The organism is Millisia brevis NBRC 105863, from assembly GCF_001552615.1.
GTDB classification, from domain to species: Bacteria; Actinomycetota; Actinomycetes; order Mycobacteriales; family Mycobacteriaceae; genus Millisia; species Millisia brevis.
Genome location: NZ_BCRN01000006.1, coordinates 263,251 through 278,796, shown reverse-complemented (window position 1 = coordinate 278,796; position 15,546 = coordinate 263,251). Strand labels below are relative to the sequence as shown.

Sequence of the window (15,546 nt, the reverse complement as noted above, 5' to 3'; positions counted from 1 at the left end):
ACCGGGCGCGGTGCGCCGGTCGCCCCGGCGCACCGCCCGCGGGCTCAGAACATCGTGGTGAGCAGATTGGGTAGCTCGAAACCGGCTGCGGTGCCGAGCTGTTCGGTGCGGCCACCGGTCGCGGCGGTCAGTCGACCCCACTCCGCGGTGTCGGGCCCGGAGCCGATCAGGATCGCGTCAACCTGAACCGGTTCAGCCGGATCGATCGCCGCCGCCAACTGGGTGGTCGCGGTGGTCGGTGACAGCGTGCCGTCGGCGTTGGGGGCCACGGAGATCACGACGACCCGATTCGGCATATCGGCCACCCGATCGGCGACCGCCGTGCGGTACCGGTTGATCAGGGTGGCGTAGGCATCGGCGGTGGTCGTGATCCCCGTATCGGACGATCCGGTCTGCGGCCACGCTTCCAGGGCGGTGAGGATGCGGTCGCGGTGGGTTGCCGAACCCTCGGTGCCCGGCGAGGACAGCGTGGCGGCCGGGATGGTCAGCTGATACGGCAGCGGGGTGGCGTCGGTGCGCCCGAAGGTGACCAGCCCGACCCGGGTGCCGTCCGGGAGCCGTTGCAGCACATCGCCGATCGCGGCGCCGACTGCATCCCGAATCGTGTCGGTGCCCGCGGCGCCCGTTCCGGAGACCGCTGCGGCGGTCGGCGGGGAGATGTCGACCAGCAGGGTGGTCGTCGAGACGCCGATCGGTTGGGCGAACGCGGAGGCGACCAGATCGGCCACCGCGGGCGAGTCGGCGGCCCGCGCACCGGGGATCTCCTCCACCGGTACGAAGCCCGCCGAGCGGATCGTGTCCGCTCCGGTGTCGCGCGCGTAGTTGAGCAGTTCCCCGGCGATCGCGATCACGGAATCGTCGGCGCCGGAGGGGGTCTGGAGAACGACCGCCGGATAGTCGGCGACCGGAGCGGCCCCGACCGGGGTGATCGCCTCGAGGTCGGGCCGCAGGCCGATCTGCTGGGCGGTGGCGAAGGTGGCGAAGGTGACGGCGGTCGGCGAGCCGGCCACCGCGTCGAGGGCCGCGGCGGTATCCGCCGGGGCGGGGGAGTCGCCGCGCACCGACGCCGCACCGATATTCGCCAGGACCCGCACCGCCGCCGGCGAGGTCATGTCGGTCTCCGCCGGGGCCGCCGCCCCCAGGCCGAGGGCGTCGGCGACCATCGCCGAACCGGCGGCGGTGGTCGCCGCCCCGACCGGCAGCAGCGGGATGGGCGCGTCGGCCTGGCCCAACAGGCCGGGCAGCGCGCCCCACGTCGGATTGGCGGCGCGCAGCGCGTCCGCGGCCGCACCGCTCGCCGCCACGACCACCGGACTGGCCGCAAACGATCGCGGCGTCGACGCGGCCCGGTCGGCGACCCGCGCGGCGGCGGCCGAGTCCGGGGCGATCCACAGATCGGGGGCCGCCGCCGGGTCGACACCGGTGATCGCCGCGGTGGCCGTCGCCGCGTCCACGGCGTCGACCTGCACCCGCACGCACCGATCCCGGATCACCGGATCGGTCGCGTCGAAGCTGTCGGCAATCTGTCGCACGGTATCGGCGATCGTCGGATCGGCGGCGACGCGCAGCGTCGTGTCACCCTCGACACAACGCTGCGCGGCCTCGGTGCCCTGCTCGGCGGAGGCGTCGCGCAGACGCATCCAGCCGAAGACGAGCACCACCAGCACCACCACCGATACCGCGGCGATCAGTACGCCGCGGCTGACACCGCGCGGCCCCGCCTGCGCGCGGCGGTGTGTCCCCATGCGGCTCGCCGCCTCTCGATCGGTCGGGTTCGATCAGGCGCCGGCGGAGGCCGCAGCCTTCTGCTTGAACTCGCGACGACGACGGTGCAGGATCGGCTCGGTATAGCCGTTCGGCTGCTCGCCGCCCAGCAGGACCAGATCCTTCGCGGCCTGCCAGGCGATGTTGGTGTCGAAATCCGGTGCCATCGGGCGGTATTCCGGGTCGCCGGCGTTCTGCGCGTCGACGACGGGCGCCATCCGCTCCAGAGCCTCGATGACCTGCTCCTCGGTGATGATCCCGTGCCGCAACCAGTTCGCGAGCAGCTGGCTCGAGATCCGCAGCGTCGCACGGTCCTCCATCAGCGCGACATCGTGGATGTCCGGCACCTTGGAACAGCCGACGCCGTGGTCGATCCAGCGGACCACGTAGCCGAGGATCGACTGGCTGTTGTTGTCCAGCTCGGACTTGATGTCCTCCTCCGACCAGGTCGCCGTCGGATCGAGCGGGATCTCGAGGATGTCGCCGAGGGTGTCCTTCGCCTCGGTCGCCAGCTCCTTCTGCCGCGCGAAGACATCCACCTCGTGGTAGTGCAGCGCGTGCAGGGTGGCGGCGGTCGGCGAGGGGACCCAGGCGGTGTTCGCGCCGGCCCGCGGATGGACGATCTTCTGCTCGAGCATGTCGTGCATCAGATCCGGCATCGCCCACATGCCCTTGCCGATCTGGGCGTGGCCGCTGAAGCCGGCCGCCAGACCGTCGTCGACGTTGTGGGTCTCGTAGGCGGGCAGCCAGCGCTGCGCCTTCATCGCGCCCTTGCGGACCATCGGCCCGGCGACCATCGAGGTGTGGATCTCGTCGCCGGTGCGGTCGAGGAAGCCGGTGTTGATGAACACGACCCGCTCGGCGGCATTGCGGATCGAGCGGGCCAGGTTGACCGTGGTGCGCCGCTCCTCGTCCATGATGCCGACCTTGAGCGTATTGGCGGGCAGGCCGAGGACCTGCTCGACGCGGGCGAAGAGGTCGACGGTGAAGGCGACCTCGTCGGGGCCGTGCATCTTCGGCTTGACGATGTACATCGAGCCGGTCCGGCTGTTGCGCAGCGCGCCCAGCTCACGGATGTCGTGCAGCGAGCCCAGGCCGGTGACGAAGGCGTCGAGGATGCCCTCGGGGATCTCGTTGCCGTCGGCGTCGAGCACCGCGTCGGTGGTCATCAGGTGGCCGACATTGCGGATGAACAGCAGCGAGCGGCCCGGCAGCACCAGCGTGGAGCCGTCGACGGCGGTGTACTCCCGATCCGGGTTCATCGTGCGGGTGAAGGTGCGCCCGCCCTTGCTGACCTCCTCGGTCAGGTCGCCGCGCATCAGGCCGAGCCAGTTGCCGTAGCCGAGGACCTTGTCCTCCGCGTCGACGGCGGCGACCGAGTCCTCGAGGTCCATGATCGTGGTGACGGCGGACTCGAGCAGCACGTCCTGAACGCCGGCCGAGTCGGACGAGCCGATGGCGCCGGCGCGATCGATCTGGATCTCCAGATGCAGGCCGTTCTGGACCAGCAGCACCGCGGACGGCTCGGCGGGATCACCGATGTAGCCGACGAGGGCGGCGGGATCGGCGAGTCCGGTCGCGGTACCCCCCTTGAGGGTGGCGGTCAGGGCGCCGTCGGCGATCGCGTAGGCGGTGACGTCGGCGTGCGAGCCGCCGGCGAGCGGGACCGTCTTGTCGAGGAAGTCCTTGGCGAAGGTGATCACCTTGTCGCCGCGGACGCTGTTGTAGCCGGGGCCCTTCTCGGCGCCGTCGGTCTCGGGGATCGCGTCCGTGCCGTAGAGGGCGTCGTAGAGCGATCCCCAGCGGGCGTTGACGGCGTTGATCGCGAACCGGGCGTTGAGGATCGGCACCACCAGCTGTGGGCCCGCGATCGTCGCGATCTCCGGATCGACGTTCTCGGTCGCGATCGTGAACGCCTCGGGGGCGTCCTGCAGGTAGCCGATCTCCCGCAGGTACTTGCGGTACTCCGCGCGGTCGTAGCCGGTGCCGGGGTGCTCGGCGTGCCAGGCGTCGAGCTTGCCCTGCAACTCGTCGCGCTCGGCGAGCAACTCCTTGTTGCGCGGCGCGAGGTCGCTCAGGGCGTCGGCGAGTCCGGTCCAGAACTGCTCCGGTTCCACCCCGGTCCCGGGTGCGGCCTTCTCGGCGACGAAATCGACGAGTAGCGGATCGATTTGAAGACCGGCAATCCGGACGCGCTCTGTCATCGGTGTCCAACTCCCTCTCTGGAATGCGCTGCTCAGCGTCGAGCCCGCGGGGCGACCTCGACCACAATCGATGTTACCGATTGGTAGTTGTCGGCTCGCGCAGGTATACGCCGGCGGACCGATCCGCCCGCCCGCGTGCCCCTGCTCGTCGCCTATCAGTCTCCGTTGCGATGCATGCCGTCACGGACGGTTCCGACAAATTCCTCGACCACGTCCTCGAGCGCGACGATGCCGACGGTGACCGGCGGACCGGGCTGCGAGGTGTCGACCACCTCACCGAGATGGCTGCGCCGGCGCCGCAGGATCGTCAGGGCGGTATCGAGCGGCATCGTGACGTTCACCCGCGGCAGGGTGCGCACCTCGGTGAGCGGGATGACCTGCTCGGGGCCGGTGTCGTCGTCCGCGATCAGCGGCAAAACGTCCTTGACGTGCAGATATCCCACCAGGGCCCCATGGTCGTTGCGCACCGGGTAGCGCGAATACCCCGTCTCGGCCACCGCCTCCTCGATCGAGCCGAGCGTGGGGCCGGCAGCGCCCGCCGGGACCGAGCGCATCTGATCGATCGGGATCAGCACGTCGGCGACGTTGCGGTCGCCGGTCTCGAGCGCCTGGGTCAGCCGGCGCTGCTCGTCCTCGTCGATCAAGCCCTCGGACCGCGACTCGACGATCATCGCGGAGATCTCGTCGGCGGAGAAGGCGGTGTCGAGCTCGTCCTTCGGTTCGATCCGCAACATGCGCATCAGCACATTGGCGCACCAGTTGTAGAACCAGATCAACGGCTTGGCGATGCGCAACCACACCAGGTGGATCGGCACCAGGATCATGCCGGTGCGCTCCGGACCGGCCAACGCGATGTTCTTGGGGACCATCTCGCCGATCAGGATGTGCAGCACGACGACCAGGCTCAGCGCGATCGCGAAGGAGATCGGGTGCAGCAGCGATTCCGGGATGCCGATCGCCTCGAACGGGACCTCCAGCAGGTGGGCCACCGCGGGTTCGCCGACCCGGCCGAGCAGGATCGAACAGATCGTGATGCCCAATTGGGCCGCGGCGAGCATCAACGACAGGTGTCGCCCGGCCTCGATGACGGTCTGCGCGCGCCGCCGTCCCTGGGCGACCAGCGCCTCGAGCCGGTCGCGGCGGGCGGAGATCAGGGCGAACTCGGCGCCCACGAAGAAGGCGTTCGCCAGCAGCAGCACCACGGTCAGCAGGGCGCCGAAGAGATCACCGCTCATCGCTTCACCCGCCGATGCGAAAGATCGACCGGGGGCAGCGGCGCTTCCTCGGGCAGATCGCCGTCGGCCGCGTGCGGGCCCTCGTCGGCGTCCAGCCGATCCCGTTGGCGCTCCATCCGATCGATCAGATACGGCGGCATCGAGATCAGGTGGACCCGGTCGATCCGCCGACCGTCCATCGCCTCGACCCGGGCGAGCCACCCGCTGCCGACCGTCGTCTCGATGTCGCCGGAGTGATCCGGCAGTCGAGCCCAGTCACCGGGGTCCGGGATGCGACCCAGCAATTCGAGGACCAGGCCACCGATGGTCTCGTAGTCGCCCTCCGGGGCGTGGTAGCCGGTCGCGCTGTCGATCTCGTCGATCCGCAGCAGGCCCGAGCAGAGCCAACCCTCCTCGGTGCGCTCGACGTCGACCGACCCCCGGTCGTGTTCGTCGCGCACGTCGCCGACGATCTCCTCGATCAAATCCTCCATGGTGACCAGGCCCGCGGTGCCGCCGTACTCGTCGACCACCAGCGCGATCTGCATGCCGTCGGTGCGGATGCGCTCGAGGACGTCGTCGCCGTCCAGGCTGGCGGGGACGATCGGGACGGTACGGGCCAGGGTGCGCACCGAGGTGGTCGACCGCTCGGCCGCGGGCACCAACAGCGCGTCCTTGACGTGCGCGACCCCGACGGTGTCGTCGAGGTCCCCGTCGACGACCGGGAACCGGGAGAAGCCGGTCTCGACGGCGGTCGCGATCAGGTCGGCGACCGTGTCGTCGACGTCGAGCTGGGCGATCGTCGATCGCGGGGTCATCAGGTCCTCCGCGGTGCGGTCACCGAACGCCAGAGACCGGCCGACCAGGGTGGCGGTCGCCTGGTCGAGGGAGCCGCTCTCCGCCGACGAGCGCACCAGCGCGCCGAGTTCGCTGGGGGAGCGCGCCGACCGCAATTCCTCGGTCGGCTCGACCCCCAGTCGGCGCACCATCCAGTTCGCGCTGCCGTTGAGGCCGTTGATCAGCCAGCGGAAGACGATCGCGAAGACCATCTGCAGCGGCGCGGCGGCGCGCGCGGTCGCCCACGGATGGGCGATCGCGATGTTCTTGGGCAGCAGCTCGCCGAAGACCATCGACAGCGAGGTCGCGATGAACAGCGCCGCCGCCAGCGACCACCAGGTCGCCGCGCTCTCGCCGACACCGATGCCGGTCAGCAGCGGCATCATGAACTGCGCGAGAACGGGTTCGGCGATGTAACCGGTCAGCAACGTCGTGATCGTGATGCCGAGCTGGGCGGCCGACAGCTGGAACGACAGCGTGCGATGCGCGTCGAGAACCAGCCGGGAGCGGCGGTCGCCCTCGCGGGCGCGGGACTCGACGGTGCTGCGCTCCAGGGCGGTCAGGGAGAACTCGGCCGCGACGAAGACCGCGGTACCGGCGGTCAGCGCCACGAAGCCGAGCAGGCCGAGAAGGGGTCCGACCACGCTCATCGAGAGCCCTCCCGATCGGAGGCGGGTCGGCGCGGTCCGAGGGGGCCGGGTCGCGGACCCGGCCCCGGTTGAGACCCGTCGGGGGAGCCGTCGCCGTCGGTTTCGCCGGATGTCGCGATCACCGTCGGCGTCGGCGAGTGGGGTGCCTCGGGCACCGGTATGACTACGGGTGCCGTCGGCACCGGGATCCCTCCTGGTAGGTCCGCCGGAGGATCAACGATCACCCACCCGACGGGAAAGACGCTCGAACCCCGGCATCCTCGCCGGGTTCGTTATGAACCGAAACTGTACCGGCGCAACGGCGCGTCGGCGATGTGACGCCCGTTTGGCGGACGCCGCGCCGGGTCACCACCCGGCGGGCAGCGGCCGTCCCTCGGCGAAGCCGGCAGGCGACTGGATCCCGAGCACCGCCTTGGCGTGCAGTTCCGCCGGGGTACGTGCGCCGGCATAGCTACAGGTGGACCGCACACCGCCGCAGATGTGGTCGATCAGGTCCTCGACGCCGGGACGTTCCGGGTCCAGCCGCATCCGCGAGCTCGAGATGCCCTCCTCGAAGAGGCCCTTGCGGGCGCGGTCGAAGGGGTTGTCGCCGGCGACCCGCGCGGCGACCGCCCGCTTGGAGGCCATGCCGAAGCTCTCCTTGTAGCGGTTGCCGGCGGCGTCGACGTGCAGATCGCCGGGCGACTCGTAGGTGCCGGCGAACCAGGAGCCGATCATGACGTTCGCCGCGCCGGCGGCGAGTGCGAGCGCGACATCGCGCGGATGCCGGACGCCGCCGTCGGCCCAGACGTGCTTGCCGAGGGCGCGGGCGGCGGCGGAACACTCCGCGACCGCCGAGAACTGCGGCCGGCCGACGCCGGTCATCATCCGGGTGGTGCACATCGCACCCGGTCCGACACCGACCTTGACGATGTCGGCGCCCGCCTCGATCAGGTCCCGGGTGCCCTCGGCGGAGACGACATTGCCCGCGGCGATCGGCACGCCGAGGTCGAGAGCGGCGATCGCGCGCAGCGCCTCGAGCATCTTGGTCTGATGGCCGTGCGCGGTGTCGACCACCAACATGTCCGCGCCGAGCCGGACGATCTCCTTGGCCTTGCCCTCGACGTCGCCGTTGATGCCGACCGCCGCCGCGACGCGCAACCGGCCGTCGGCGTCGAGCGCCGGACGGTACAGGCCCGCGCGCAGCGCGCCGGTGCGGGTGAGCACCCCGGCGAGCGAGCCGTCCGGGTGGGTGAGGACCGCGAGCTGCTCGTGCCGCTCGGTCAGCAGATCGAAGACCTCGCGGGGGCCGGTTTCCACCGGCGCGCTGACGAACTCGTCATCGGCGACATCGGTCACCCGGGCGAAGCGGTCGACCCCGACGCAGTCGTTCTCGGTGACCAGGCCGATCGGCTTGCCGTCGCGCACCACCACCGCGGCGCCGTGCGCCCGCTTCGGGATCAACGCGAGCGCATCGGTGACCGACGCGTCCGGGTCGAGGATCACCGGGGTCTCGGCGACGAGGTGACGACTCTTGACGAAGGCGACGGTCTCACCGACCACCGATGTCGGCAGGTCCTGGGGGATGACCACCAGGCCGCCGCGTCGGGCCACCGTCTCGGCCATCCGCCGACCGGCGACCGCGGTCATATTGGCCACCACGATCGGGATCGTCGTGCCCGAGGCGTCCTCGGTGGTCAGATCGACGTCGAACCGCGAGGAGACATCGGTCCGATTCGGGACGAGGAAGACGTCGTCGTACGTCAGGTCGTATGCGGGTCCCTCGGAACCCCCGTGACCCGGGAGAAAACGCACCCGCTCATACCTCCACTTCGGTGCGGTCGCCGCTCCACAGGGTGTGGAAGTGGCCCGAGCGGTCCACCCGCTCGTAGGTGTGCGCACCGAAGTAGTCCCGAAGACCCTGGATGAGGGCCGCGGGCAGACGTTCGGTCCGCAACCCGTCATAGTAGGACAAGCTGGACGCGAACGCCGGGATCGGGATTCCCCTGCAGGTGGCGGCCACGACGACCCGACGCCAGGCCTCGACGGAGCGCTCGACCTCGCCGCGGAAGTACGGGTCGAGAACCAGCGACGGCAGGTCCGGATCGGCGGCGTAGGCGTCCTTGATGCGGTCGAGGAAACGCGCCCGGATGATGCACCCGCCGCGCCAGATCGTCGCGAGCGCACCGGGCTGGACATCCCAGCCGTATTCGTCGCTGCCGGCGGAGATCTGGTCGAAGCCCTGCGCGTAGGCGATCACCTTGGACGCGTAGAGGGCGCTGCGGACGTCCTCGATGAAGGCGGTCCGATCGACCGGCGGAGCCTCGATGGTGCCGGCGACCAGTCCCTGCGCGGCCGCGCGCTGATCGCGGGCCCCGGAGAGCGCCCGGGCGAAGACCGCCTCGCCGATGCCGGTGACCGGCACCCCGAGATCGAGCGCCGACTTGACCGTCCAGCGGCCGGTGCCCTTCTGCTCGGCCGAGTCGACGATTACGTCGACCAGCGGCTTGCCGGTCTCCGCGTCGACCTGCGCGAGGACCTCGGCGGTGATCTCGACCAGGTAGGACTCGAGGTCGCCGGCGTTCCACTCGCGGAAGACGTCGGCGATCTCGGCGGGCTCGAGGCCCAGGACCGTGCGCAGGAGCTGGTACGCCTCCGCGATCAGCTGCATATCGGCGTACTCGATGCCGTTGTGCACCATCTTGACGAAGTGTCCGGACCCATCGGGGCCGATGTGCGTACAGCAGGGGGTGCCGTCGACCTGGGCGGAGATCTTCTCGAGCATCGGGCCGAGGGCCCGGTAGGACTCGGCGGGGCCGCCGGGCATGATCGCCGGGCCGTTGAGCGCACCCTCCTCGCCGCCGGAGATGCCGGCGCCGACGAAGTGCAGTCCGCGCTTGGCGAGGGCGGCCTCGCGGCGGATGGTGTCGGTGTACAGGGCGTTGCCACCGTCGATGATGATGTCGCCCGGATCCATGGCGGCGGCGAGTTCCTCGATGACCGCGTCGGTCGCCTCGCCCGCCTTGACCATGATCAGCACGCGGCGGGGAGACTCGAGCGCCTCGATGAACTCGGGAACGGTCTCGGTGCGGATGAATTCTCCCTCGCCACCGTGTTCGGCGAGCAGGGCGTCGGTCCGGCCGACCGATCTGTTGTGCAGCGCGACGACGAACCCGTTGCGGGCGAAGTTGCGCGCGATATTCGATCCCATGACCGCAAGGCCGGTGACGCCGATCTGTGCCTTGGCGGCGGACGTATTGCTCGTCGAAGAAGTCACCCGTACAGCTTCCCCTACCGGGGCGCCCCGGGGAAGCGCTCGAGGGCAGAAGCAGCCGGGGGATAGGCGGTCGGGGTCGGTGCCGTGAGGGCGATCAGTGCAGACGCTGCAGTTCGTGCAGCCAGGGGATCGCGACGTAGACGGTCGGCAGGACCAGGATGGCGGCGGCGGCGATCAGGGTGGTGATCGCGACGGTGCGCGACCGTTGCGTCTCGCCGAGGCGCCGGACCCGTGCGAGGGTCCCGGTGGCGCCGGCGGCGAGCGCACCCTTCGGGGCATGTGAGCCGGAACAGTGCACCAGGGCGCGGGCGAGGGGGAGCGGCCCGGTCACCCGTACGGCCGAATCGTCGGCGACCATCTCGACCAGCAGGGCGACCGCGCCCAGGGCCGAGCCGCTGCGCACCACGCGCGGAAACGCCTCGTAGACGGCGGTGAAGGCCTCGATCAACAGGTCGTGGCGCGCCCGCAGGTGGCTGCGTTCGTGGCGGAGGATCGCGTCGACCTCTTCGGCGGTCAAGGCGTGCAGGGTGCCCTCGCTGACGACGACCCGGCGGCGCAGGCCCGGCAGGCAGTAGGCCATCGGCTCGCCGGTCTCGATCACCCGCAGGTCGTGCGGCAGATCGTCGGTGCGATAGGTGCACTTGCCGTCGAGCAGGTCGACCAGGTCACGGTGATGGGCGCGCCGGCGGCGGGTCCGTACGACCACCCGGCAGGTGCTGAAGATCAGCCGGGCGCCGATCAGCAGGGTGACCGCGAAGACGGTGACCGCCGCGTACCAGAGCGGGGCGGGGATGTCCGCGGGCGTACTGGGTATCCGTCGGCCGTCGCGGGTGGTCATCAGGACGCTGGCGATCGCCAGCCCGCAGCTGAATGCGGAAAGCACGGCGGCGAGGGCGATCGATTGCCAGAGCACGAGAGCGGCGGCGGGGGCGCGGAAGGTCCAGCGGGCGTTCGCGAGAACGGCGGGCACCGGGCCGGCCAGGAGCAGAGCGACAACGCCGAATACGAGTGCGGTGATGGCAGATCACGTCCCCTCGGCATCGATGCCCGTCAGTCGTCGCGAGCGGCCTCTCCGTCGGCCTCGCGAGATTCCAGGGCTGCGAGGGCCTCACGCAGAGCTGCGGCCTCATCGGGTCCCACTCGTTCGACGAAGTGGACCAATGCCGCCGCCCGGCCCTCGGACCGGTCCGCTTGCTTCAGCGCGTCGACCATCAAGGAAGCGACAAGTTCTTCACGCTGATGTACGGGAGTGTACCGATGCGCGCGATCGTCGCGCTGCTGAACCACCAGACGTTTCTTGGCCAGGCGCTGCAGTACCGTCATCACCGTCGTGTACGCCAACTCCCGTTCACGTGAGAGTGCGTCGTGTACCTGACGAACGGTCTGAGGCTCGGTGGAGGACCACAGGTGCTCCATTACCGCACGTTCGAGTTCTCCAAGGCCTGCCATCCCACCGATTCTACGTCGGGTCCGACAATGAAGCGTACTACTCGTTGTAGTATATGAGGGTGACCTACGCCACTACCCGTTCGGGTGGTCTTGGCGGGGGTCGGCCCCGATCCGGGCCGGTGATTCGGGCCGTTGGTCCGCCTCGTTCCGGAGACCCGGGACACGCGGCCCGTCCGGTAGTGGCGTCCACGGCGGCGATTACTACAGTGACGTCCGTGCGGGTCACAAGGTCACTCGACCGAGCTGCGGAATCCGAAACGATCGCCCACGAATCGCCGCGGGGATCGGCCGCGGCGAAGGAAGCGGCAGGTCAGCGATGACACGGCTGGCGGAACTCGGCCTCCTGAGTGGCTGGCTGCCGTGGACGCTGATCGCGCTCGCGGTCCTCGCCGGACTCTGGCTGCTCGTCGTGCGGGATCGCCGTTTCCTGCTCCGGGTGCTGCCGATCGCGCTTGCGGTGACGATCGTGCTGATCGCGGCGAGCTATGTGCTGATCGAATACGTCCTGCGGCCGTTCCCGGACCACACGTCGGTGTGGATCTACGTCCTGGTCGGTGTGGGCATCCTCACGCTCCTGCTGGCGATCATGCGGGTGGTGCGGTCCGAGCACCGGCTGCGCACGATCCCGGTTGCGCTGATCGCCGTTGTCCTCGTGGTGCTGGCGGTCGGCAATTCGATCAACGGGCTGTTCGCCTTCTATCCGACGGTCGGGACCGCGGTCGGTGTCAAGGACTACCGCGAGATCGACCTGGCCGATGTGCCGGGATCGCAGGCCTCGCCGGTGACCGGAAGTCCGCTCAGTTCGGTCTGGCGGGCGCCGAGCGGGATGCCGAGTGACGGGGTGATCACCACGGCGACGATTCCGGGCACCGCGTCGAACTTCACGACGCGACCGGCCGAGATATACCTGCCGCCGGCCTACTTCGCCGATCCGCGGCCGTTGTTGCCGGTGCTGGTGCTGCTGGCCGGGCAGCCGGGCGCGCCGATCGACTGGGTGGTCGGCGGCAAGCTCGCCGAGACGGCGAACGCCTGGGCGGCTCAGCACAACGGCCTGGCCCCGGTGATCGTCGTCGCCGATGGCACCGGCTCGGCGGTGGCCAATCCGCTGTGCGTCGACTCGCCCAAGGGGAACGCCGCGACCTACCTGACGGTGGACGTCCCGACCTGGATCAAGCAGAACCTGCAGGTGTCGGCGGATCCGAAGCAGTGGGCGATCGGGGGCTTGTCCTACGGCGGGACCTGCGCTCTGCAGTTGGCGACCACGCATCCGGAACTCTTCCCGTCCTTCCTGGACTTCTCCGGACAGCTCGAGCCGACCGCGGGCCATGCGGATACGACCCTGCAGGACTACTTCAACGGTGACGCCGCGGCGTTTGCCGCGATCAACCCGCTCGACATCATGGCGGCGCGCCAATTCCCGAACACCGCCGGCCGATTTGTTGTCGGCGCCGACGACCGGGCCTACCGCGACGATCTCTACAAGGTTTTCCAGGCCGCCCAAGCCGCCGGGATGAACGTCACCTTCGACGAGGTGCCCGGCTCGCACTCCTACCAGGTCTGGTCGGTGGCGTTGCGGGAGAACATGGACTGGCTGGGCACTCGACTGGGGCTGACACCGTGACCGACATACAGAGCATCGAAGCCCGCGAGCGGGCCGGGATCCGTCGCGGGCTCGCCGTCCTGCGCGGCTGGTCGCGGGCGCTGCCCACCGGCGCCGCGCGCGCCCCGGTTACCGCGGCGCTGACGCTGATCATGCTGAGCTTCGGCGCGCTGACGCATACCGGGGTACTCACCGACGACCCGCTGCGCGCCTTCGGGCTCGGCGTCCGGTCGATCCCCGACGGACATTGGTGGGCCGTTCTGACCTCGGGTCTGCTCGAGGGCAATGTCATCGGCTACGTGATCGCCGCGGTGCTCCTGGCGGCGGTGGCGGTCCCGGTCGAGAACCGGCTCGGTTCGCGACGATTCCTGATCGCCTTCCTGGTCTGCCAAATCGCGGGCGCCTTGATAGCGGTCGGTATCGCCTCGCTGTTGGCCGGGTTCGACAGCGCCTGGGGCGCGCACCTGCACGTCGGTATCGCGCTGGGCATCGGCCCGTGGGTCTGTGGCGTGCTGATGGTCGCGACCGCGCGGATGTCGACCCTGTGGCGTCGCCGCATCCGGGTGACCCTGCTGACCCTGCTGCTGGTGCTCGCCCTCTTCAGTGGCCATCTCCAGGATCTCGAACGACTGGTCGCCGCCGTGGTCGGCGTCTTCCTCGGCCCGGTGCTGATCGGCAGATCGCCGCGCGGCGCCCGGCTGACCGGGACCCGCCGCGAGTCGCGGGTCCTCGTGGCGCTGGTCGTCGTCGCGGCGTCGATCGGCCCGGTCCTGGCGGCGATGTCGCCCACCGCGGTCGGGCCCCTGGCGATCCTGCGGGATCTGGTGGTCGACCACGTCTCGGTGGACGAGGTCCGCGACCTGTGCGCCGTCGACTCCAACTCGTCGGAATGCCGCCGCGGGTTGATCGAACTGCGGCTCGGTGGTGTCGGGCCGCTGCTGCTGTCGTTGATGCCGACGCTGCTGCTGCTTGCGCTCGCGGACGGGTTGCGGCGGGGGAGACGTTTCGCCTGGTGGGCGACGGTCGTGGTGCAGATCGTGCTGCTGGTGGTCGGGCTGGCCGAATTCGTCGAGCGGATCGGCCACGAGACCAATCTGTTCTCGATCACCCGTCAGGTCGCGCCCTTCCTGCTGCCGGCGATGGTGCTGATCATGCTGATGTGGTTCCGGCGGTCCTTCGCCGTCGAGGCGCCACCGGGCACCTACCGGCGCAGCGGGCGGCAGATCACGCTCGCGGCCCTGGTCGCGATGGCGGTCTACGTGGTCGGCGGATTGATCGTCCGCAATGGCTTCGAGCCGCCCGCGCGGGCGGTCGACCTGCTGGTCGACGCCCCGCAGCGGTTGGTACCGCCGATGGTCCTGCAATGGTCGGTCCCGCGGATCGTGCCGGACTCCGCCGCGGCGACCCTGCTCTACGAATGGGTCGGCATCGCGTTCTGGCTCTTTGTCGTGGTCGTCGTCCACCGCACCTTCCTGCGCCCGGCGCTCGGCCCGGAGACCGCGGCGGCCGAGCGGGCGCGCCGGATGCTGATCACCGGAACCGGTGGACCGCTGTCCTGGATGACCACCTGGCGCGGCAACCGGTACTGGTTCACACCGGACGGCCGCGGCTACGTCGCCTTCCGCGTCATCGGTGGTGTCGCGCTGACCGCCGGAGATCCGGTCGGACCTCCCGAACGGCTGCGCGAGTCGCTGGTGCAGTTCGCGGAGTACGCTGCGGGCCACGGCTGGACGCCCTGCTTCTACAGCGTCGCCGAGGAATCGGCGCGGATCGCCGAGGACGTCGGTTGGACGGCGATCCGGGTGGCCGAGGAGACCGTCCTGGAATTGGGCTCGCTCGCCTTCACCGGCAAGAAGTTCCAGGACATCCGGACCGCGCTCAACCGCGCCGCCAAGAGCAACATCACCGCCGAATGGGTCCGCTTCGGGGAGGCCTCGCCGGAGTTGCGCAACCAGATCGTCGTGCTCTCCGAGGAGTGGGTGGCCGACAAGGGGCTGCCCGAGATGGGTTTCACACTCGGCGGACTCGAACAACTCGACGATCCCGAGGTGCGCTGCCTGGTCGCGATCGACGCCGAGGGTGGTGTTCACGGCGTCACCTCGTGGCTGCCGGTCTTCCGGGACGGGCAGGTGATCGGGTGGACGCTCGACTTCATGCGTCGCAGCTCGGAGGGGTTCCGATCGTCGATGGAATTCCTGATCGCCTCGGCGGCCCGGGATCTGGAGGCCGAGGGCTGCGAATTCGTCAGCCTCTCCGGCGCGCCGCTGGCCACCGCGGTCTCCGACGACGCCCCGGAACGGGAACGGCAATTCGTCGCGACCGTCGGGCGGCTGCTCGACGTGGTCGGCCGCACCCTCGAACCGGTCTACGGGTTCCGCTCACTGCTGGCGTTCAAGGCCAAGTTCCAGCCGGACTATCGCCCGATGTTCCTGATCTTCCCCGATGAGGCCGCCCTGCCGAGTATCGGCAACGCGGTCTCTCGTGCCTACCTGCCGGAGGTGACGGCCCGCCAGGGTCTGGGCTTCCTGCGCGCGATGCTCGCCGCCCGGCGGAAATAACCGGAGCCGATACC

10 protein-coding genes are annotated in these 15,546 nt (G+C 70.0%); 2 read left to right on the top strand and 8 right to left on the bottom strand.

Annotated features, from left to right (window positions below):
• Positions 1–44: 44 nt before the first annotated feature.
• The 8 genes from MB1_RS11125 to MB1_RS11090 all read right to left on the bottom strand — a co-directional run bounded on the left by MB1_RS11125 (position 45) and on the right by MB1_RS11090 (position 11,374).
• The gene (locus MB1_RS11125; protein ID WP_066906710.1) at positions 45–1,745 is read right to left on the bottom strand and encodes a vWA domain-containing protein; all 1,701 of its coding nucleotides are present in this window, start codon (positions 1,743–1,745) and stop codon (positions 45–47) included.
• A gap of 33 nt (positions 1,746–1,778) precedes the next feature.
• A complete protein-coding gene (locus MB1_RS11120; RefSeq protein WP_066906708.1) occupies positions 1,779–3,968 on the bottom strand; it encodes a malate synthase G in 2,190 nt (729 codons plus the stop codon).
• Positions 3,969–4,123: 155 nt separating this feature from the next.
• A complete protein-coding gene (locus MB1_RS11115) occupies positions 4,124–5,203 on the bottom strand; it encodes a hemolysin family protein (protein WP_066906706.1) in 1,080 nt (359 codons plus the stop codon).
• Positions 5,200–6,669 carry a hemolysin family protein gene (locus MB1_RS11110; RefSeq protein ID WP_084351472.1) on the bottom strand — a complete coding sequence of 490 codons (1,470 nt, stop codon included), beginning with the start codon at positions 6,667–6,669 and terminating at the stop codon, positions 5,200–5,202. Before MB1_RS11110 ends, MB1_RS11115 begins: the two co-directional genes overlap by 4 nt.
• 345 nt (positions 6,670–7,014) lie before the next feature.
• Complete coding sequence (locus tag MB1_RS11105; protein ID WP_066906704.1) at positions 7,015–8,463, bottom strand: GuaB1 family IMP dehydrogenase-related protein; 1,449 nt, start codon at positions 8,461–8,463, stop codon at positions 7,015–7,017.
• Positions 8,464–8,467: 4 nt separating this feature from the next.
• On the bottom strand, positions 8,468–9,925 hold the full coding sequence (gene gnd / locus MB1_RS11100; RefSeq protein WP_066906702.1) for an NADP-dependent phosphogluconate dehydrogenase: 1,458 nt from the start codon (positions 9,923–9,925) through the stop codon (positions 8,468–8,470).
• A 94-nt stretch (positions 9,926–10,019) separates the two neighbouring features.
• The gene (locus MB1_RS11095; RefSeq protein ID WP_245650132.1) at positions 10,020–10,895 is read right to left on the bottom strand and encodes a M56 family metallopeptidase; all 876 of its coding nucleotides are present in this window, start codon (positions 10,893–10,895) and stop codon (positions 10,020–10,022) included.
• An 80-nt stretch (positions 10,896–10,975) separates the two neighbouring features.
• Positions 10,976–11,374 carry a BlaI/MecI/CopY family transcriptional regulator gene (locus MB1_RS11090; protein ID WP_066906699.1) on the bottom strand — a complete coding sequence of 133 codons (399 nt, stop codon included), beginning with the start codon at positions 11,372–11,374 and terminating at the stop codon, positions 10,976–10,978.
• Between the two features lie 316 nt (positions 11,375–11,690).
• Between MB1_RS11090 and MB1_RS11085 the strand changes: the two genes are divergently transcribed.
• Both MB1_RS11085 and MB1_RS11080 read left to right on the top strand, forming a co-directional pair.
• Positions 11,691–12,995 (top strand): alpha/beta hydrolase, encoded by a 1,305-nt coding sequence (locus MB1_RS11085; protein ID WP_066906696.1) that lies wholly within the window; start codon positions 11,691–11,693, stop codon positions 12,993–12,995.
• Entirely contained in the window at positions 12,992–15,532 is a 2,541-nt protein-coding gene (locus tag MB1_RS11080) for a DUF2156 domain-containing protein (RefSeq protein WP_245650131.1), read from the top strand. The genes MB1_RS11085 and MB1_RS11080 overlap by 4 nt, the downstream gene beginning before the upstream one ends.
• Positions 15,533–15,546: the final 14 nt, after the last annotated feature.